Genomic DNA, 18,882 nt, shown 5'->3' with positions numbered 1-18,882 from the left:
AAGGAGCACATATGTGCGAACATCACCATGCCGCGAAGCATATTTTGTGCTCGCAGTGTGACATGCTGGTGGCGCTTCCTCGCCTTGAGCATGGTCAGAAAGCGGCATGTCCACGATGTGGCACTACGTTAACGGTTGAGTGGGACGCGCCCCGGCAGCGTCCTACCGCCTATGTGTTAGCAGCATTGTTCATGCTGCTTTTATCAAACCTGTTTCCCTTTGTGAATATGAACGTCGCAGGGGTGAGCAGCGAAGTCACGTTGCTGGAGATCCCGAGCGTTCTCTTTTCGGAGGACTATGCCAGTCTCGGCACTTTCTTTTTGCTCTTCGTGCAACTGGTTCCAGCTTTTTGCCTGCTGACTATTTTGCTGCTGGTAAATCGGGTTGAGATGCCGGGGCGGTTCAAAGTGCGGTTAGCGCGCGTCTTGTTTCAGCTAAAAAGCTGGGGAATGGCCGAAATCTTCCTCGCGGGCGTGCTGGTGAGCTTTGTTAAACTAATGGCCTATGGCGATATCGGTGTGGGCAGTAGTTTCATCCCGTGGTGCTTCTTTTGTCTTCTCCAGTTACGAGCATTCCAGTGTGTCGATCGTCGCTGGCTGTGGGATGATATTGCGCCAATGCCTGTCATAAAGCAGGCCTTAAAACCTGGCGTGCCTGGTATTCGACAGGGACTGCGTTCCTGCTCTTGCTGCACTGCAATACTTCCGGCTGATGAGCTGGTGTGTCCGCGTTGTCAAACGAAAGGCTATGTGCGGCGTAAAAACAGTTTGCAATGGACACTGGCACTACTGTTCACGTCGATCATGCTTTATCTTCCTGCCAATATTCTGCCGATTATGATCACCGATCTGCTGGGGTCAAAACTGCCATCAACCATTCTTGAGGGCGTGGTTTTAATCTGGAGCGAAGGTTCTTATCCCGTGGCTGCAGTTATCTTTATCGCCAGTATTATGGTGCCGACCTTAAAAATGATCGCCATTGCCTGGCTATGTTGGGATGCCAAAGGGCATGGCAAACGTGACAGCGAACGTATGCACCTGATTTATGAGGTGGTGGAATTTGTCGGTCGCTGGTCAATGATCGACGTTTTTGTTATTGCGGTACTCTCTGCGCTGGTGCGCATGGGAGGGTTAATGAACATTTATCCTGCAATGGGTGCTTTGATGTTTGCTTTAGTCGTCATTATGACAATGTTTTCTGCGATGACATTTGATCCGCGTCTGTCGTGGGACCGTGAACCAGAACCAGGCCATGAGGAGTCCTGACAGCATGGAATCTAAAAGTGGGGAAGCCAAAGTGCAGAAGGTAAAAAACTGGTCGCCCGTGTGGATATTCCCGATCGTCACTGCACTCATTGGCGCATGGGTTCTGTTTTACCACTACAGCCATCAGGGGCCGGAAGTCACGTTGATTACGACCAATGCCGAAGGTATTGAAGGGGGCAAAACGACGATTAAGAGCCGCAGTGTGGACGTCGGCATCGTTGAGAGCGCAACCCTGACGGATGATCTGACCCATGTGGAGATTAAAACGCGTCTTAATTCCGGTATGGAAAAGCTGCTGCATAAAGATTCTGTTTTTTGGGTTGTGAAGCCGCAGGTGGGGCGTGAAGGTATCAGTGGCCTGGGAACGCTGTTGTCCGGGGCATATATTGAGCTGCAACCCGGTAATAAAGGCAGCAAGCTGGAAAATTACCAATTGCTCGATTCTCCACCGCTGGCGCCGCCTGATGCGAAAGGGATCCGCGTGATCCTGGACAGTAAAAAAGCCGGTCAATTGAGTCCGGGTGACCCGGTGCTGTTCCGTGGATATCGCGTGGGCTCGGTTGAGACCAGCACGTTTGATGCTCAAAAACGCACGATCAGCTACCAGCTTTTCATCAATGCGCCAAACGATCGACTGGTAACCAGTAATGTCCGTTTCTGGAAAGACAGCGGTATTGCCGTCGATCTCACTTCGGCAGGTATGCGAGTAGAAATGGGCTCGCTCACGACGCTGTTTGGCGGTGGGGTAAGCTTTGACGTACCGGAAGGGCTGGAGCAAGGCCAACCGGTTGAACAGCATTCCTCTTTTAATCTGTATGACGATCAAAAAAGTATTCAGGATTCCTTGTATACCGATCACATTGATTACCTGATGTTCTTCAAGGATTCAATTCGTGGTCTGCAGCCGGGTGCGCCGTTGGAATTCCGTGGTATACGCCTGGGTACAGTAAGTAAAGTGCCTTTCTTCGCGCCAAATATGCGCCAGGTATTTAACAATGATTACCGCATTCCTGTTCTGGTGCGTATTGAACCTGAACGGCTGAAAGCGCAGTTGGGTGAAGACACCGATGTGGGGGCTCATCTTGCTGAGTTGCTCAAACGTGGGCTGAGAGGCTCATTGAAGACGGGGAACCTGGTGACCGGCGCGCTGTATGTCGATCTCGACTTTTACCCGAAAGAGCCGCCAATTACAGGGGTACGCGAGTTTAATGGTTATCAAATTATCCCAACAGTGAGTGGCGGTCTGGCGCAGATTCAGCAACGTCTGATGGAAGCGTTGGATAAGATTAATGGCCTGCCGCTGAACCCGATGATTGAGCAGGCAACCAATACGCTGTCGGAAAGCCAGCGCACGATGAAGCATCTGCAAACTACGCTGGATAACATGAATAAGATCACGTCCAGCCAGTCGATGCAGCAGCTTCCTGCGGATATGCAGAATACGTTGCGTGAACTGAATCGCAGCATGCAGGGCTTCCAGCCGGGTTCTGCGGCCTACAACAAGATGGTGGCAGATATGCAGCGTCTTGATCAGGTACTGCGTGAACTGCAGCCGGTTCTGAAAACGCTGAACGACAAGAGCAACGCGCTGGTGTTTGAAGCGAAGGACAAAAAAGATCCAGAGCCGAAGAGGGCGAAACAATGAAAAAGTGGCTAGTGGTGATGATGGCGGTCTGGCTGACGTCATGTAGCTCCGGCGGAGAGAGTAAAAGCTATTATCAGCTCCCCATTGCGCAAGGGGGGGGACAAAGTTCAGCTAATCAGGGCAATCGCCTGTTGTGGGTTGAACAGGTTGCAGTACCTGATTACCTGGCGGGGAATGGTGTGGTGTACCAGACCAGCGACGTGAAGTATGTGATAGCAAATAACAATCTCTGGGCCAGCCCACTGGATCAGCAGCTGCGTAATACCCTTGTCGCAAATCTCAGTATGCAACTTCCTGGTTGGGTGGTCGCTTCTCAGCCGTTGGGAAGCACTCAGGATACGCTTAACGTGACGGTGACAGGCTTTCACGGACGTTACGACGGCAAAGTGATTGTCAGCGGTGAATGGTTGCTGAATCACCAGGGGCAATTAATCAAGCGTCCGTTCCATATCGAAGTTGTACAGACGCAGGATGGCTACGATGAAATGGTGAAAGTTCTGGCCAGCGCCTGGAGTCAGGAAGCGACGGCAATCGCCCAGGAGCTGAAAAGCATTCCATAAGCTTAAATAATTGTAAATTATGCCGCCTCAGGCTCATCGCCAGAGGCGGTTTTTTTTATTTTTTTAGCAGTTGAGGTAGCTGTTCTGACAGAGAATTTTTGTACAAATGATTTACCAGCTAGCTCACAAATATGACACTGGCGTGAATTTTGCGCATTGACGAGTCTGATGTTTAGGGGTATTCGTTTAGTGTGATTGCACACTTAGTAATCACTGTTTTCTTTTCCACCAGACCTAAAAATGAGGGAAACGAGGCATGAAGAGACAAAAACGAGATCGCCTGGAACGGGCACATCAACGTGGATATCAGGCCGGCATTGCCGGACGCTCAAAAGAAATGTGTCCCTATCAGACGCTGAATCAGAGGTCATACTGGCTGGGAGGCTGGCGAGAAGCCATGGGGGATAGGGTTTTAATGGCCTGATTCTGTCTCTTTAGATAAAAGAAACCTCCGCTAAGCGGAGGTTTCGCCTTTTGTAGACCGGCAAAATAACGTGCGCTGCCATTCGGCCATGTCGCACTGCCAGACCTACAGATGTCTGCGATTAGAACGCCGAGGTGTCCTGGAACAGACCCACTTTCAGATCATTTGCGGTGTAGATCAGGCGACCATCAACCAGCACTTCACCATCAGCCAGACCCATGATCAGGCGGCGGTTAACGATGCGTTTGAAGTGAATGCGGTAAGTGACTTTCTTCGCGGTCGGCAGAACCTGACCTGTGAATTTCACTTCGCCCACGCCCAGTGCACGGCCTTTACCTTCGCCGCCCAACCAGCCGAGATAGAATCCAACCAACTGCCACATGGCATCCAGACCCAGGCAACCTGGCATTACCGGATCGCCGATAAAATGGCATCCGAAGAACCACAGGTCCGGGCTGATGTCCAGTTCAGCTTCCACATAACCTTTGTCAAAGTTGCCGCCGGTTTCGGTCATCTTGATGACACGATCCATCATCAGCATGCTTGGTGCAGGCAGTTGTGGGCCTTTAGCACCAAACAGCTCACCGCGACCAGAGGCAAGAAGGTCTTCTTTTGTATAGGATTCGCGTTTATCTACCATGTTCTCTGTAAGCCTTATTTTATTGAAGCACGCAGAATAGCTAACACGTGTACGCTGAACAAGTCCGATCAGTTCGGAATAATCCAATTCAGCCAACGTAGCGGCCATGGAAAACGGTGACGGCCTTCCTGTTGCGTTGCCGCAGCAATACGCTCCTGGATAGTTTGCATCAGCGTCGTCTGACCTTCTCCATCCCACACCAAATTTAATAGCAGTGGCAGCGCATCGGTCACGTCGTCTACTGCCCAGATAGTGAATTTTTCTTCTTCAACAGCCTGCAACAGTGCGGGTGGCAGGCTCAGATGTCTGACGTTGGCTGCGGGGATAATCACACCCTGAGTCCCCGTTAATTCACGCTGCTGGCAGATGGCAAAGAAGCCTTCAATTTTCTCATTCAGACCGCCGACAGGTTGAGCACGACCAAACTGATCGACAGAACCGGTTATCGCGATGCTTTGATTGACGGGAACGTCAGCGAGGGCGCTTATTAGCGCACACAGTTCTGCCATAGAGGCGCTGTCACCGTCTACTTCACTGTATGATTGCTCAAATGTCAGAGAGGCAGAGAACGGTATTTGCTGTTCAAGCTGGAGTTCCGACATCAGGAACGCCTGCATAATCATCATACCCTTGGCATGAATATTTCCGCCCAGCTCGGCTTTACGTTCAATATCGGTAAATTCGCCATCGCCAATATGCACGACGCAACTGATACGTGAAGGTTCACCAAATGCGCGGGGATGACCTGGAAATTCGATCACCGACAGGGCGTTTATTTGTCCAATACGCTCGCCTTCCGTTTCAATGAGGATCTGCTCTTGCAGGATCTCATCCTGCATCCGTTCAGAGAGGAATCCTTCTCGCCATTCACGCTGAGCAAGCATCAGGCTCAATTGCTCCGCAGTGCAGGTATCACTGTCGCAAAGAGGGGCCACTTCTTTGAGCTGGCGGGTGATCCATAGCGGATTAAGCGGCAGCGTATCCTGTTCGCCGGTATAGCGAACGGCTTCGCGGATGAGAACCTGCCAGGCATCGGCAGCGGGATAGGGCAGATTGTTGCGGCGGGCAGTATGCGTTACCCACTGACACCACTGTGTCATGGTTTCGGCATCCACTATCTGCAAGTTATCTTCAAATTCGCTGTAGATAGCCTGTTCTGCCAGTTCTGGTTCCATTTCCTGGAAGTCTGCCAGCGATTCACGTTCGCCGACCAACACCACTTTCAGTTTAAGCGGCATAGAAGGGACGGAGACTGGCAGGGGGCGAGACTCATCAAAGGCCACCCAGTCAAAACGTTCGTGGCTGACAATGGCTTTCAGGCGCATCCACAACAACGGCTGAGCCAGAAGTGTGCGCAATGAGATAACCAGCACACCGCCGTTGGCCTGATGGACCAGTCCCGGTTGCAGCGTAATTTCGCCATTGAACTGGCGCAGACAGCCAAACAGTTGTTCGGCCTCAACCCAGTCAGCATTAACCACCTGAGTTAACGTCGCAAAGTTGTCGTCTGCTTTCTCTGCTGCGCGGTAACGAATAGTGTGGCCGGATACATCGTAATGCCCCCCGGTTAACTTATCGGCATCCGCATGCAAGGTACGTGCAGCCGTTGCAATAAGATTGAGATACTCCAGCTCTTCGGGCGCTTTCACCAGCATAAACGAGGACGTAGCCCAGTGCTGAAGAAGTTGCTCTAGCGCGAATTGTAAACGTGGCTGAGTATCACTGAGTAAGGTGTCGGTGTCGTCAGTGACGTGCGGCTGTGCAAATATTTCCTGATAGCTATCGGTATCAGGAACCAGATCACGCCATGCAAGTTTCGTAATGGTCAAAGTTGATGTTTTTTAGTCTGTTGTAAAAAACGAGATTATACCGTAACCATCAGCACTGCACACGTGGAAAGCGCCGCTAAACGAATGTGATGACGAGCGACAGTTCACAGGCTGGATATTCTTTTCTTCAGATGCCGAAAAAGCTGATATTCTGATAAGAGTTACACGGTAACATTGAGATCGCAATGAAATATCAACAACTTGAAAATCTTGAAAGCGGATGGAAATGGAAGTACCTGGTGAAGAAGCATCGCGAGGGGGAGTTGATTACCCGCTATGTGGAAGCCAGCGCTGCCAAAGAAGCCGTTGATTTGTTGCTAACCCTCGAAAATGAACCGGTTCGGGTCAACGCCTGGATTGAAGAATACATGAACCCAGCACTGCTCAATCGTATGAAGCAAACGATCCGGGCGAGGCGTAAGCGGCACTTTAATGCAGAACATCAGCATACGCGTAAGAAATCGATCGATCTGGAGTTTATGGTCTGGCAGCGTTTAGCCGGGCTTGCGCAGCGACGTGGTAAAACTCTCTCAGAAACGATTGTGCAGTTGATTGAAGATGCGGAACATAAAGAAAAGTATGCGAACAAGATGTCGACATTGAAACAGGATCTACAGGCGTTACTGGGTAAAGAGTAGGGTACGGGTAACGTCAATATGGAGCGTGTCTGTGCTTTTGCATGATATGTAGGTGAAAAAAAACCCCGCCAGGCGGGGTTTTTTTATAAGACGATAACTTAAGCCTGAGGCTGAGTTACAACGTCTTTGATGCCTTTAACTTCGATCTCAACACGACGATCCGGAGCCAGGCAGTCGATCAGCGCAGCGCGAGCTTTCACGTTGTCACAGGTGTTGCCGGTAACCGGGTTGGATTCGCCCATACCACGTGCGGAGATTTTGTCAGAAGGAATACCTTTAGAGATCAGGTAATCAACAACAGACTGAGCACGTTTCTCAGACAGACCCTGGTTGTAAGCGTCAGAACCGATGCGGTCAGTGAAGCCCAGAACAACGACGGAACCGTCTTTCGGATCCAGGTTGCTCAGCTGGCTGTACATCTGATCCAGAGCCTGCTGGCCTTCTGGTTTCAGAGTCGCTTTGTTGAAGTTGAACAGAACGTCAGACTTCAGAGTGAAGTGTTTGGTCTGTACTTCTGGAGCCGGAGCCGGAGCCGGAGCAACTACCGGAGCTGCTTCTTCCTGCTGGCCGAAACGGTAAGAAACACCAACGCTCAACAGACCGTTGTCTGGACGACCACCAACGGTGTTCGCGTCACCGATGTTGTTGGTCCACTGGTATTCCAGACGGGTAGCGATTTCAGGAGTAATTGCATACTCTACGCCGCCAGCGAATACTGGGGATACACCAGTGTCGTGGTCTTTGAAGCCGTCGTTGTTTTTAGCATCTGCACGCCAAACCATACCACCCAGACGGGTATAAACGTCCAGATCGTCAGTGATTGGGTAACCCAGTTTAGCGGTCAGCTGAACGCCCTGAGCTTTGAATGCGCCATTTTCAGTGTTGCCTTTGTACGGCATACGACCTAACCAGTCGTAACCCATTTCAAAACCAACGTACGGGTTAACCTGGTAACCACCGAACGCACCAGCACCCAGTTGGCTTTCGTGGGTCGGTCCGTTGTTGTTGATCTGATTGTTGCCGATGTCATGGAACTGGGACCAACCCAGTTTAGCACCAGTATACCAGGTGTTATCTTTCGGAGCGGCCTGCGCCACGGTAGCGAAACCAGCCAGTGCCACTGCAATTGCGATAGCTGTCTTTTTCATTTTATGCGCCTCGTTATCATCCAAAATTCGCCATGAATATCTCCAGAGAGATAACACGGTTAAATCCTTCACCCGGGGACCAGTTCAATAGTTACTCTACCGATATCTGCGGCTTACGCCGAGCACCCCTGGCGATGTAAAGTCTACAACGTAGTTGAAAACTTACAAGTGTGAAGTCCGTCAGGCATATGAAAAAAAAAGGCTTGTATACACAATATTTAACATTTGTAGATGATTAATTGTACAGCTACTATCGCGGAAACCGCTTCACACAGGCGTTCTCACAAAAAAGGTGTTAAAGCTCAAAGCCGAATTTGAGGGTGAAAAAAAATTCCAGGATAAATCCTAATTTTACTTAATGATACAAATTCGAGTGAATTTTTAGCCCGGAATGCTGTCTCCCCGCAAGTGTCTGAGCGCGTACAGGACGCATGATAAATCCCATCGCATTGCCTTCATCTGCTGCTTTTACCAGCTCGGCATGTTCATCTTCGGTTAATTCTTCCGTCAGCCAGCCAATTACGACGCTGTAGTTACCCGTGCGTAGCGCACGAACCATAGATTCCAGCGTATTACAGGGAGAGAGTTGGCTAATTTGCATGACTTTCGTCAATGGAAGCCCGGCCGACTGCACCCACTCCCGGCTTAATTTTTGCTGAGGCGTCAGCCACAGCTGCCAGCGCGACTGCTGACCTAATTGCTGAAGCAGGGGAAGCAGCAGGAGCTGCGTCATCATGGGCTGGTCCTCGCGATAGACCACTTCACTGATAAGCCCAGCGGTAGTGTGCTCTGACGACACGCGCGCAATTTTGCTTGCTGTGGAAGAGAACGACGAAGAACGATTTGCATAGCCTGAAGTGTACATAATCAATCCAGCCCTGTGAGTTACTGTATGGATATACAGTAACCCTGCTATCACCAAAGATCAACCTTATTTTCTGAAACAGGTTCGCAGTTTTTGGTTGTTGTTACGGGAAAAACAAAATTCATCTTGCCCCTTGCGAATAAGTTGCCTATTTTCGTCATTAACGGATCCGCTACTGCAAATCATTTTATTACGTTATGATTTAAAAGGATTTTTATGAAAAAACTTTCTTATGCAAGGATCTATAAATCACAAGAATATCTGGCGTCATTGGGGACTATTCGTTACCGATCGCTGTTTGGGGGTTATAGCCTGACGGTTGAGGACACGGTATTCGCCATGGTCGCCAGTGGCGAGTTATATCTTCGGGCCTGTGAACAGAGTGCGCAGTACTGTGTAAAACATTCCCCTGTCTGGCTGACATTTATAAAACGTGGACGTCCGGTGGTGCTCAATTATTATCAGGTGAACGATACGCTGTGGCAAAACCAGCAACAACTGGTGTCGCTATCACGGTATTCACTGGATGCGGCGTTAAAAGAAAAGCAAAGTCGTTTTGCACAGCATCGCCTGCGTGGACTGCCGAACATGACATTCCATCTGGAAACCCTGCTGAATGAAGCAGGTATAAAAGATGAAAGCACATTACGCATGTTGGGGGCAAAAATGTGCTGGTTGAAACTGCGACAGGTTAATCCCGCCCTGACGGTGAAAATACTCTATGCCCTTGAAGGCGCAATTGGGGGAATTCATGAGGCGGCGCTCCCGGCGATTCGTCGCCAGGAGCTTGTGGAGTGGGTGAGTTCTCTTACGCCTGAACCGGTGTACTAGACGGCAATGCGGCAATTTGCTGCTGTAATCGTCTGATTTCTGGTAGTAGCGCTATCAATAGGCCAACTTGCTGTACGACCAGTGGTTCTTTACTGTCCGGGCGTGGTTCAAGATGCTGAATCCGTTGCTTCAGTCCTTCAAGCGCCTGGTATACGCGCTGCTCGTCAGCGGGTTGATGATGAAGTGCATCATCAACATAGCAAACGGCATCGTCCAGTAATGCCAGAACGTCCGGGTTGGTTAACTGTTCACGGTGTGCGCCCAGTGCCGAGATATAACTGGTAAAGGTATGGTTGAGGCACAGCAAGCGGAATGCCGTTTCGCGCGTTTGGGCAGTGACATCCGGTTCACTCGACATATTCGACACCACGGATGCCAGCTCCGCATCACGATTATGCGCATCGCGGCGCGCAATACGGTATGCCAGACGATTGTCTCGCCCCTGATGATACTGTTCGAGAATGGCATCAAGGTAACGACAGTTTGCATCGGTCGCCCGTTCAATCACCCGTGGCAGGTTGCGAAAGCGCCAGTCTGGCCAGATGAAACTGACGGCTGCCCATGCGATGGCACAACCAATCACCGTATCGATGACGCGCGGCAGTGCGACTTCAAACCCTTCACCAAGCAGGTTAAAGCACAGCAATACCAGCAGCGTGATAAACATTGTGGCATGTGCGTACTGAACATTGCGGAAAGCAAAAAAGAGCACGCCGGTGATCACCAGCAGTATTAATTGCCCTTCCAGCGATGGGACGAACCACAGGATGGGCAGTCCAATCGCTATCCCGACTAATGTGCCGATAATCCTTAACGCCAGACGATGTCGTGTGGCGTTGTAGTTGGGCTGGCAGACAAACAGGCTGGTCAGCAGGATCCAGTAGCCATGGTTCATGCCCGTTATCTGGATAATGGCGTACCCGACGCAGAGCACCAGAGACATGCGAACCGCGTGGCGAAACAGCGCCGACTCTGGCGTAAAATTGCGACTCAGACGCAGCCAGATATCACTGAATCCGTGCGGACTGTCATCGGCAAGCTGATTTTCTGACTCATTGCGCGAGAGTACCTGAGCCTGTTCAGACTCAATGGTGGCCAGTTGCGCATCAATAGCCCGCAGGTTCGATAGTAAGAATCCCAGCGTATTGAGCAGATCTGCAGGGGCACCGCTTGCACGCATGCGCTCAAGGGCAGCATCTATATGTGTAAAGACTCGCTCAAAGTGTGGATCGTGCTGGTAAGGGGTGCGTAGCAAAATGCAGCGAGACAGTTGCGTACAGGCTTGTCCCTGCATCGACATTAGTCGTTGGAAACGAAACATCACATCGCTGTGACGGAAATGGTCGCGTAGCGTCTGGTACTGAATATGTGAGGAACTTGCGCGTTCGTGAATATCCTGCGCGACAAAATAGTAATGCAGTGTGCGGCGGGTTCCTCGCTGTCCGCGGTCACCGCGCAGACGGGTCAGTAATGATACTTTTGTTTGGTTCAGCGTCGCCATCAGTTGCCCATTGGCCAGCGCTAACTCATACAAGGGGGCCTGACTTTCATCTTCAATGTCGGGATCAAAAAGGCGGGATTTCAGCTCCAGGTAGTGTGCCAACTGTTCGTAGCTGCGTGCCAGATTGTCCTGCAGTGGACGAATCGGGAACAGAAGGTGACCGATGAGCGTCAGAAGGTTATACCAGATGGCGCCTGCAAGCAGCAGGATCGGTTGCTGATACCACTGGTCGTACAGTGATGTTCCCAGCATGGTGTAAATGGCGATCAGTAATGCACCAAAGGCGATGGTCGCATAACGCTGACCTAAGCCCCCCAGCAAAATAAAGCCGCTGGTGGAAAGCGTTAATCCAATTGCGAAAAGCCACGGCCAAGGGAAGAGCAATTCGACGGAAGCCGAGGCAATGAAAAAGCAGATCAGCGTAATGATCAAATTACGCAGACGACCCGCGAGCCGATCGTCCAGATCGGTCAGCGCGGCAGCAACCATGCCCAGCGTGAGCGGGATGGTCAGTTTGACGTCACCCAGCCACCACGGCAGCGCCGTAGTGCCGCAGAGCGCGATAAAAATCCGCACGTAGTACAGCCAGGTGCTGTTCCAGGTATAGCGTTTAAGCAGTGGACTTAACATAAAGGCCATCAGTTCCGATTATTCAAAGCGACGACGCGCGTTGGCTTCGCGTGCGGCACGGGCAACTTCGACTGAAACCACGCGACGACCAACGGGCCAGAGTGCAATTGCGGCGATTTTAAAGTTCGCAATACCAACCGGAATACCAATAATCGTAATGCACTGGGCAATACCGGAAACAATATGCATCAGGCACAGCCACCAGCCGAAGAAAATCAGCCAGAAAATGTTGAGCAGCGTACCGCCGGTATTCAGAAGCACGTTTTTACCCGCCGGGTTGAGTTCATCAACGTGAATCGCCTCATTACCGTAGGGGAACAGCGACAAGCGTGTGATTTCCCAGCAGGAGCGGGTCAAGGGTAGTGTGAAGATAAGCACGATACTGACTAACGTCGCCAGTAACCAGGCTAAGGTGGTGGCGAATCCCCCAAGCACAAAATTTAAAATATTCAGAACAGTACGCATAAACCCTCGGTTAACTCTGGTTTTCTGTGAGTTTGGCAATTGTAACGTTTTTTTGGGCTGGAGCACGTTTTCTCTGGCGGTTACACTGATAAGCAAACCTCTTCGTGTGGATCCGCGTAAGTCTTATGGAACTGAAAGCAACTTCTCTGGGAAAACGTCTGGCGCAACACCCTTACGATCGGGCCGTTATTCTCAATGCCGGCATTAAAGTCTCTGGCGACCGTCATGAGTATCTTATTCCATTCAATCAGTTACTGGCTATCCATTGTAAAAGGGGCCTGGTATGGGGTGAGCTGGAATTTGTGCTTTCTGATGATAAAGTTGTACGCCTTCACGGCACTGAATGGGCGGAAACCCAACGTTTCCACCATCATCTGAACATCCTCTGGCAGCAGTGGAGCCAGGAGATGAGCGACGTCGCTGCGGGAGTTTTACAGCAACAGCTGGATGCGATTGCGGCGCGTACCAGTGATAACAAATGGCTGACGCGCGAACAAACGTCAGGGCTGCAGCAGCAGATCCGCCGTGCCTTTGCCGCGCTCCCGCTCCCGATCAACCGACTGGAAGAATTTGATAATTGCCGTGAGGCGTTGCACCAATGCCAGGCATGGTTGAAGGACATTGAAGCCTGTCGCTTACAGCACAATCAGGCATACACCGATGCGATGCTGGCGGAGCATACCGAGTTTTTCCAGAAGATTGAGTCTTCACCGCTGAATCCAGCCCAGGCTCGTGCGGTGGTGAATGGCGAGCAGTCGCTATTGGTGCTTGCGGGGGCAGGAAGTGGCAAAACATCGGTTCTGGTTGCGCGTGCGGGCTGGTTGCTGGCGCGGGGAGAAGCGGCCGCTGAACAAATCTTGCTGCTGGCGTTTGGTCGCAAAGCCGCTCAGGAAATGGATGAGCGCATTCGCGAACGACTGAATACGCAAGACGTCACCGCGCGGACGTTTCATTCACTGGCGTTGCATATTATTCAACAGGGTAGCAAAAAAGTTCCGACAGTCAGCAAACTCGAAAATGATACTGCCGCCAGAAATAAGCTGTTTATCGCCACATGGCGTCAGCAGTGCAGCGAGAAAAAAGCCCAGGCTAAAGGCTGGCGACAGTGGCTGGAAGAAGAGATGCAGTGGTCCGTGCCAGAAGGCAATTTTTGGGACGATGAAAAATTACAACGTCGTCTGGCCTCACGTCTGGATCGCTGGGTTAGCCTGATGCGTATGCATGGTGGAGCACAGGCGGAGATGATCGCCAATGCGCCGGAGGCGGTCCGCGACCTGTTCAGCAAACGTATAAAGCTGATGGCGCCGTTACTCAAGGCCTGGAAGAGTGCTCTGAAAGAAGAGAATGCCGTCGATTTTTCTGGATTGATCCATCAGGCGATTGTCATTCTGGAGAAGGGACGCTTTATCAGCCCCTGGAAGCATATCCTGGTTGATGAATTTCAGGATATCTCCCCACAGCGCGCCGCCCTGTTAGCCGCATTGCGCAAGCAAAACTCACAGACCATGCTATTTGCCGTAGGGGATGACTGGCAGGCCATTTACCGTTTCAGTGGTGCACAACTTTCGTTAACTACCGCCTTCCGGCAACACTTTGGTGAGGGCGATCGCTGCGATCTGGATACGACATACCGTTTTAATAGTCGTATTGGCGAAATAGCCAATCGGTTTATCCAGCAAAACCCGCATCAGCTTAAAAAACCGCTCAATAGCCTGACAGCAGGCGACAGGAAAGCCGTCACTCTGCTCGATGAAAGTCAGCTGGATGCGCTGTTGGATAAGCTATCCGGCTTTGCGAAAGCAGAAGAACGCATACTGGTGCTGGCGCGATATCACCACCTCAAACCTGCCAGTCTTGAGAAAGCAGCGACCCGCTGGCCCAAACTACAACTGGACTTTATGACTATTCATGCCAGTAAAGGACAGCAGGCGGATTATGTCATTGTCGTTGGGCTTCATGATGGCAACGATGGTTTTCCGGCCCCGGCCCGTGAGTCGATTATGGAAGAAGCATTACTGCCAATGGTCGAGGATTTTCCGGATGCAGAAGAGAGAAGGTTGCTCTACGTGGCACTTACCCGTGCCCGGCATCGGGTGTGGTTGCTGTTTAATAAAGACGCGCCATCCTGTTTTGTTGATGAACTAAAACAACTGGATGTCCCGGTAGCGAGAAAACCCTGAAGAACAGGCGGCGACGGCGGCCGCCTGTCTGGCGATTATTTGAGGCGCTCTGCCAGATAACGGGCGTAATCCGGGATCAGGATGTCCGTTGCATCGTTGAAGTTTGGCGACTGGATAATAAAATCGGCGGTAGATACGTTGGTGGCAACCGGAATATTCCAAACTGTGGCCAGGCGCAGAAGGGCTTTAACATCCGGATCATGAGGCACGGCGTTGAGTGGATCCCAGAAGAAGATCAGCACATCAATTTTCCCTTCAGAGATCAGTGCGCCGACCTGCTGATCGCCGCCCATTGGACCGCTAAGCATGGCGTTGACATCCATGCCGGTCGCGCGTTGAATGAGATTTCCTGTCGTGCCTGTCGCATAGAGGACATGCTTTTCTAACAATGGCTGGTGGCGTTCCACCCAGCTCATCAGCATCTGTTTACAGTGATCATGTGCAACCAGCGCAATATGCTTACGCGCCGGTAAAGTGCGAGTCGTCAGTTCCATAGTACAGCTCCCAAGTTAACCTTATTACAGAGTACTGGAAGCGTTTGACGCTGCAAGAGAAAGACAAAAAAAATGCGTAGGTGAACATAAACGTCATGAGGGTGGCTGTTTCTCTGCCCATTGCAGAAAATTACTTCGTGTTTGCGCATCGGCCTGGCCAAACCAATATTTCAAACGCTGTTCGGTGAGTGTTTGTGACTGCGGCGGCACCCGATCCAGTTCAGAGACCCCTGAGAGCAATGCGCTGTCATCTGCCATCATAGTGGCAAATTGTGGGAGTGAAGCATGCTTAGACGATTTGTTATAGCGTTCAGTCTCGAGTTCATAATCCACGATTTTTGCCGATGAGGTAATCGACAAAATATCCAGCTTGACTGGAATGGGCATGGAATCGCCATCTAATAGTTCCACTCGGGGAGCTTCATCGAAATGCGTTGCGTCACGTTCGTTGTTCAGACGGGGGAGATGAAAATTGACCTGACTAACCAACTGAGTATCAAAACTGATGACCAGCGGAGGAGAAATATACAGACGTTCTTCATGGCTGGAGAGACGAATCGTTTTCTCAACGCGAAAGACAAGCTGATGCCGACCATTCTCCAGCTCAATACTGTCGGCACCGCGCAGTAAAGAGCTGGACACCTTTTTTCCGTCCAGCACCAGCAGGTCAATATCATTAGACAGGCGCAAAGAGGTCGCACAAACGGTTACCGGCAAAAACAGAGCAATCAGGGCTGTCACAATGCCGGTTTTCATAAGGTTCTCCTGTCCAGAAGATTTCTGTATAAGATGTATCTAAATTTTTCGACAATCATGTTTACTAACATATAGACATATTTTCTAGTTTAGCTCTCATGCGCCAGTATGGGATGAATGGTTGCGACGTCAGCTTTGTCGTACACTTTGCAAAACAGCCTGGAGGAAGACGATGAAAGAGACCGATATTGCTGGCATTTTGACATCTACCCGTACGATTGCGCTGGTAGGAGCAAGCGATAAACCCGATCGCCCGAGCTATCGGGTGATGAAGTATTTACTCGATCAGGGTTATCACGTTATCCCCGTGTCTCCTAAAGTTGCCGGGAAAACGCTGCTGGGGCAGCAGGGCTATGCGACACTGGCAGACGTACCAGAGAAAGTGGATATGGTGGATGTCTTTAGAAACTCAGAAGCAGCATGGGGAGTCGCACAGGAGGCTATTGCTATTGGTGCGAAGACTTTGTGGATGCAGCTTGGCGTGATTAATGAGCAGGCTGCCGTGCTGGCGCGCGATGCGGGCCTGGCGGTAGTGATGGATCGTTGCCCGGCGATTGAAATCCCCAGACTGGGACTGGCGAAGTAAGGTTGTACTGTTGCCGGATGGCGCATTGTATATCCGGCCTACAACTGTGTTTGTCGTAGGCCGGATAAAATGTTGTCAGTTGCGCAGGCGTGGAGCCTGGAGCTGTTTACGGATTGTCCGTGCCAGTTCATCCATCGATGGTTGCTCTGGATGTTCTTCCTGTAGCTCGCTACTCAACTGTGCTTCAGCCAGATACGTATGTACTGGCAGGCCATTATCGTCTTCCATCACCACGTGATACCAGGGAGCGGCGCGAAGTTCGTCGTTAACCGCCAACTCATCAGGTGACGGGTCATCAAGCGAATATTCCGGGTCGATATCCACGACCACTCCGAGGTAACCTAACAGGGAATGGCGGACCTGCTGGCCGATACCGAATTTGCTGGCAATCATAGTCACCTCCCGGGAAATAGATACCCTCTATGTAAGGGTAATATTCCACTTTTCAAGTTACATGATGCGACAGGCAAACCCTTTCAGATACAGCCCTTCCGGGTAGGTAGCGATCACAGGATGATCGGCGGCCTGACGGAACTGCTCTATAAATTGTACATCACGCCCGGCATCTATTGCGGCATCGGCGATGATTTTCTGAAATAAATCGGTGGTCATCAATCCGGAGCAGGAGAATGTCAGCAGTACGCCACCCGGATTCAGCAACTGAATTGCCAGCATATTGATGTCTTTATAGCCACGGCAGGCGCCCATCAACTGGCTCTTGTTTTCGACAAACTTCGGCGGGTCCATCACGATAACATCAAATTTCTCACCACGATCGCGATATGCGCGCAGCAACTTGAACACGTCATCACGCACAAACTCAGCTTTGCTCAGATCCAGCTTGTTCAGCTCTACGTTCTGGCGGGCAATATCGAGCGCTTCCTGGGAGGTGTCGACGCTGACCACCTGACGGCATCCGCCCATTAATGCTGAAACCGCAAAGCCGCCGGTATAAGAGAAACAGTTCAGGACACGTTTGTTTTCCACGTAACGACGCGTGGCCAGGCGGCTGTCACGCTGATCGAGGTAATAACCGGTTTTATGTCCGTGCTGAATATCAACCAGCAGTTTCATCCCGTGCTCTTCAATCGGCAGTAGGGCTGGCGGCAGTTCACCCGTGACGGGGCCCTGAGTCAGTTCCATGCCTTCTTTTTTACGCACGGCAACATCGCTACGGTCATAAATTGCGCACTCCGGGAAGACAACCTGCAGGGCGCTAATCAATGCGGCGCGTTGATATTCAGCACCGGCGCTGAGCAACTGCAATACCAGGAAGTTGCCGAAGCGGTCAATGGTGACGCCCGGCAGACCATCGGATTCGCCGGCGATCAGACGGTAGCTATCCAAACCATCTTTGTTCGCCAGCCAGTCTCGCCATTTCTGTGCCTGTTGCAGACGGCGGGTAAAGAAATCAATATCGATGGATTCAGACTTGTCGAATGTCCAGACGCGTGCACGGATCTGCGACGCGGGTGAGTACGCGCCGCGTGCTAACCATTTACCCTGATGGTCAACAATATCGATGGTTTCACCGAGGTTGGCTTTACCTTCCATACGTGCGACGGCACCGGAAAATACCCACGGATGGCGACGAAGTAATGATTTTTCGCGCCCTTTGGCTAACACTAAACGTACACTCATAATTTACTATTCTGTCAATTCAAAGAAATGGGCGCCATTGTCCTGAGTTTTACGTGTATTTGCAACGCGCACCGCGATGATAAGGAGAACCATAATGTCGAAAGTCTGCATAATTGCCTGGGTCTATGGCCGGGTACAGGGGGTGGGATTTCGCTATACCACTCAGCATGAAGCGCAACGGCTGGGATTGACTGGCTACTCGAAGAATATGGATGACGGCAGCGTAGAGGTTGTCGCCTGCGGTGAAAGCGACCGGGTGGAACAACTGATGAAGTGGTTAAAAGCCGGGGGCCCGCGTAGCGCCAGGGTAGACAGAGTCCTCAGCGAACCGCATCGGCCTGGCGAAGAGTTAACGGGATTTAGTATCCGCTATTAAATACATTTGACCGGTTTTGGCAGACCGGCAATTTTGGTTGCCTGCTTGGCCGGACCTTTCGGGAACAGGCGGTAGAGATAACGGCTGTTGCCTTTCTCTTCGCCAAACTTATTGGCCATCGCTTTGACCAGCATACGAATAGCGGGGGAGGTATTAAACTCCAGATAAAACTCGCGCACAAAGCGCACTACTTCCCAGTGTTCAACTGACAGCGTAATTCCTTCGTTTTCAGCAATGGCAACTGCCAGCGGTTCGCTCCATTCGGTTGTGTCTTTTAAATAGCCTTCGCTATCAGTACTGATTTCTTTACCTTCAAAGATCAACATAATTCTTCACTGCGTTAGTCAAACTGGCGGCAGTTTACCAAAAAAGAAAGCCCCGCATAAGCGGGGCTGGATAATGTACGTG

General features: G+C 51.1%; 20 protein-coding genes. 9 read left to right on the top strand and 11 right to left on the bottom strand.

Features of this window, described 5'->3' with window-relative positions; genetic code table 11:
- The first annotated feature begins 11 nt into the window (after nucleotides 1-11).
- The 4 genes from pqiA (at nucleotide 12) to rmf (ending at nucleotide 3,894) form a co-directional block, all read left to right on the top strand.
- Entirely contained in the window at nucleotides 12-1,265 is a 1,254-nt protein-coding gene (pqiA, locus tag G8S19_RS14580; RefSeq protein WP_101742825.1) for a membrane integrity-associated transporter subunit PqiA, read from the top strand.
- Nucleotides 1,266-1,269: 4 nt separating this feature from the next.
- A complete protein-coding gene (gene pqiB, locus G8S19_RS14575) occupies nucleotides 1,270-2,910 on the top strand; it encodes an intermembrane transport protein PqiB (protein WP_124021541.1) in 1,641 nt (546 codons plus the stop codon).
- Nucleotides 2,907-3,470: a membrane integrity-associated transporter subunit PqiC gene (gene pqiC, locus G8S19_RS14570; protein ID WP_253685438.1), complete on the top strand. Its 564-nt coding sequence runs from the start codon at nucleotides 2,907-2,909 to the stop codon at nucleotides 3,468-3,470. The genes pqiB and pqiC overlap by 4 nt, the downstream gene beginning before the upstream one ends.
- 256 nt (nucleotides 3,471-3,726) lie before the next feature.
- A complete protein-coding gene (gene rmf, locus G8S19_RS14565) occupies nucleotides 3,727-3,894 on the top strand; it encodes a ribosome modulation factor (protein WP_003035871.1) in 168 nt (55 codons plus the stop codon).
- 121 nt (nucleotides 3,895-4,015) lie between these two features.
- Here the strand turns inward: rmf and fabA are convergent, their stop codons facing one another.
- Entirely contained in the window at nucleotides 4,016-4,534 is a 519-nt protein-coding gene (gene fabA / locus G8S19_RS14560; protein WP_101742843.1) for a bifunctional 3-hydroxydecanoyl-ACP dehydratase/trans-2-decenoyl-ACP isomerase, read from the bottom strand.
- 68 nt (nucleotides 4,535-4,602) lie between these two features.
- Nucleotides 4,603-6,363: a Lon protease family protein gene (locus tag G8S19_RS14555; protein WP_048212112.1), complete on the bottom strand. Its 1,761-nt coding sequence runs from the start codon at nucleotides 6,361-6,363 to the stop codon at nucleotides 4,603-4,605.
- A gap of 185 nt (nucleotides 6,364-6,548) precedes the next feature.
- On the opposite strand from G8S19_RS14555, the gene matP reads away from it, so the two are divergent.
- Nucleotides 6,549-7,001 (top strand): macrodomain Ter protein MatP, encoded by a 453-nt coding sequence (gene matP / locus G8S19_RS14550; protein WP_005123520.1) that lies wholly within the window; start codon nucleotides 6,549-6,551, stop codon nucleotides 6,999-7,001.
- Between the two features lie 98 nt (nucleotides 7,002-7,099).
- Here matP and ompA read toward each other — a convergent pair whose 3' ends face one another.
- Together ompA and sulA are read right to left on the bottom strand one after the other, a co-directional pair.
- Complete coding sequence (gene ompA, locus G8S19_RS14545) at nucleotides 7,100-8,149, bottom strand: porin OmpA (protein ID WP_048212110.1); 1,050 nt, start codon at nucleotides 8,147-8,149, stop codon at nucleotides 7,100-7,102.
- 355 nt (nucleotides 8,150-8,504) lie between these two features.
- Complete coding sequence (gene sulA / locus G8S19_RS14540; RefSeq protein ID WP_040231828.1) at nucleotides 8,505-9,014, bottom strand: SOS-induced cell division inhibitor SulA; 510 nt, start codon at nucleotides 9,012-9,014, stop codon at nucleotides 8,505-8,507.
- A 216-nt stretch (nucleotides 9,015-9,230) separates the two neighbouring features.
- Between sulA and G8S19_RS14535 the strand changes: the two genes are divergently transcribed.
- Nucleotides 9,231-9,845: a TfoX/Sxy family DNA transformation protein gene (locus G8S19_RS14535; protein ID WP_048212109.1), complete on the top strand. Its 615-nt coding sequence runs from the start codon at nucleotides 9,231-9,233 to the stop codon at nucleotides 9,843-9,845.
- Here G8S19_RS14535 and yccS read toward each other — a convergent pair.
- Both yccS and G8S19_RS14525 read right to left on the bottom strand, forming a co-directional pair.
- Nucleotides 9,823-11,976 (bottom strand): YccS family putative transporter, encoded by a 2,154-nt coding sequence (yccS, locus tag G8S19_RS14530; RefSeq protein ID WP_253685436.1) that lies wholly within the window; start codon nucleotides 11,974-11,976, stop codon nucleotides 9,823-9,825. The two genes, G8S19_RS14535 and yccS, sit on opposite strands and share 23 nt — an antisense overlap.
- Before the next feature lie 18 nt (nucleotides 11,977-11,994).
- A complete protein-coding gene (locus G8S19_RS14525; protein ID WP_005123514.1) occupies nucleotides 11,995-12,441 on the bottom strand; it encodes a YccF domain-containing protein in 447 nt (148 codons plus the stop codon).
- A 125-nt stretch (nucleotides 12,442-12,566) separates the two neighbouring features.
- On the opposite strand from G8S19_RS14525, the gene helD reads away from it, so the two are divergent.
- Nucleotides 12,567-14,621, top strand: a complete 2,055-nt coding sequence (gene helD / locus G8S19_RS14520) for a DNA helicase IV (protein WP_253685434.1) — start codon at nucleotides 12,567-12,569, stop codon at nucleotides 14,619-14,621.
- Between the two features lie 35 nt (nucleotides 14,622-14,656).
- On the opposite strand, the gene mgsA is transcribed toward helD, so the two are convergent.
- Both mgsA and G8S19_RS14510 read right to left on the bottom strand, forming a co-directional pair.
- A complete protein-coding gene (gene mgsA, locus G8S19_RS14515; protein WP_048212106.1) occupies nucleotides 14,657-15,115 on the bottom strand; it encodes a methylglyoxal synthase in 459 nt (152 codons plus the stop codon).
- Nucleotides 15,116-15,208: 93 nt separating this feature from the next.
- A complete protein-coding gene (locus tag G8S19_RS14510; protein ID WP_048212105.1) occupies nucleotides 15,209-15,871 on the bottom strand; it encodes a DUF2057 family protein in 663 nt (220 codons plus the stop codon).
- A gap of 172 nt (nucleotides 15,872-16,043) precedes the next feature.
- Between G8S19_RS14510 and G8S19_RS14505 the strand changes: the two genes are divergently transcribed.
- A complete protein-coding gene (locus tag G8S19_RS14505; protein ID WP_006685217.1) occupies nucleotides 16,044-16,457 on the top strand; it encodes a CoA-binding protein in 414 nt (137 codons plus the stop codon).
- A 75-nt stretch (nucleotides 16,458-16,532) separates the two neighbouring features.
- Here the strand turns inward: G8S19_RS14505 and hspQ are convergent, their stop codons facing one another.
- Both hspQ and rlmI read right to left on the bottom strand, forming a co-directional pair.
- Nucleotides 16,533-16,850, bottom strand: a complete 318-nt coding sequence (hspQ, locus tag G8S19_RS14500; RefSeq protein WP_005123508.1) for a heat shock protein HspQ — start codon at nucleotides 16,848-16,850, stop codon at nucleotides 16,533-16,535.
- Between the two features lie 57 nt (nucleotides 16,851-16,907).
- Complete coding sequence (rlmI, locus tag G8S19_RS14495; RefSeq protein ID WP_115602288.1) at nucleotides 16,908-18,098, bottom strand: 23S rRNA (cytosine(1962)-C(5))-methyltransferase RlmI; 1,191 nt, start codon at nucleotides 18,096-18,098, stop codon at nucleotides 16,908-16,910.
- A 94-nt stretch (nucleotides 18,099-18,192) separates the two neighbouring features.
- Between rlmI and yccX the strand changes: the two genes are divergently transcribed.
- Entirely contained in the window at nucleotides 18,193-18,474 is a 282-nt protein-coding gene (yccX, locus tag G8S19_RS14490) for an acylphosphatase (RefSeq protein WP_101742817.1), read from the top strand.
- Here the strand turns inward: yccX and tusE are convergent.
- On the bottom strand, nucleotides 18,471-18,800 hold the full coding sequence (gene tusE / locus G8S19_RS14485) for a sulfurtransferase TusE (protein WP_048212102.1): 330 nt from the start codon (nucleotides 18,798-18,800) through the stop codon (nucleotides 18,471-18,473). The two genes, yccX and tusE, sit on opposite strands and share 4 nt — an antisense overlap.
- Between the last annotated feature and the right edge of the window lie 82 nt (nucleotides 18,801-18,882).

This window comes from Citrobacter sp. SX206 (genome assembly GCF_024181025.1).
Lineage (GTDB): Bacteria > Pseudomonadota > Gammaproteobacteria > Enterobacterales > Enterobacteriaceae > Citrobacter > Citrobacter youngae.
Note: the sequence above shows the minus strand (reverse complement) of the source record. Positions and strands in the feature narration are given on the sequence as shown.

Coding starts and splice junctions, on each gene's coding strand:
- mgsA (WP_048212106.1), bottom strand. CDS start 15,115: ATGGAACTGACGACTCGCACTTTACCGGCGCGTAAGCATATTGCGCTG.
- rmf (WP_003035871.1), top strand. CDS start 3,727: ATGAAGAGACAAAAACGAGATCGCCTGGAACGGGCACATCAACGTGGA.
- ompA (WP_048212110.1), bottom strand. CDS start 8,149: ATGAAAAAGACAGCTATCGCAATTGCAGTGGCACTGGCTGGTTTCGCT.
- G8S19_RS14525 (WP_005123514.1), bottom strand. CDS start 12,441: ATGCGTACTGTTCTGAATATTTTAAATTTTGTGCTTGGGGGATTCGCC.
- rlmI (WP_115602288.1), bottom strand. CDS start 18,098: ATGAGTGTACGTTTAGTGTTAGCCAAAGGGCGCGAAAAATCATTACTT.
- G8S19_RS14505 (WP_006685217.1), top strand. CDS start 16,044: ATGAAAGAGACCGATATTGCTGGCATTTTGACATCTACCCGTACGATT.
- G8S19_RS14510 (WP_048212105.1), bottom strand. CDS start 15,871: ATGAAAACCGGCATTGTGACAGCCCTGATTGCTCTGTTTTTGCCGGTA.
- pqiB (WP_124021541.1), top strand. CDS start 1,270: ATGGAATCTAAAAGTGGGGAAGCCAAAGTGCAGAAGGTAAAAAACTGG.
- pqiC (WP_253685438.1), top strand. CDS start 2,907: ATGAAAAAGTGGCTAGTGGTGATGATGGCGGTCTGGCTGACGTCATGT.
- pqiA (WP_101742825.1), top strand. CDS start 12: ATGTGCGAACATCACCATGCCGCGAAGCATATTTTGTGCTCGCAGTGT.
- yccX (WP_101742817.1), top strand. CDS start 18,193: ATGTCGAAAGTCTGCATAATTGCCTGGGTCTATGGCCGGGTACAGGGG.
- matP (WP_005123520.1), top strand. CDS start 6,549: ATGAAATATCAACAACTTGAAAATCTTGAAAGCGGATGGAAATGGAAG.
- G8S19_RS14535 (WP_048212109.1), top strand. CDS start 9,231: ATGAAAAAACTTTCTTATGCAAGGATCTATAAATCACAAGAATATCTG.
- helD (WP_253685434.1), top strand. CDS start 12,567: ATGGAACTGAAAGCAACTTCTCTGGGAAAACGTCTGGCGCAACACCCT.
- fabA (WP_101742843.1), bottom strand. CDS start 4,534: ATGGTAGATAAACGCGAATCCTATACAAAAGAAGACCTTCTTGCCTCT.
- hspQ (WP_005123508.1), bottom strand. CDS start 16,850: ATGATTGCCAGCAAATTCGGTATCGGCCAGCAGGTCCGCCATTCCCTG.
- tusE (WP_048212102.1), bottom strand. CDS start 18,800: ATGTTGATCTTTGAAGGTAAAGAAATCAGTACTGATAGCGAAGGCTAT.
- yccS (WP_253685436.1), bottom strand. CDS start 11,976: ATGTTAAGTCCACTGCTTAAACGCTATACCTGGAACAGCACCTGGCTG.
- sulA (WP_040231828.1), bottom strand. CDS start 9,014: ATGTACACTTCAGGCTATGCAAATCGTTCTTCGTCGTTCTCTTCCACA.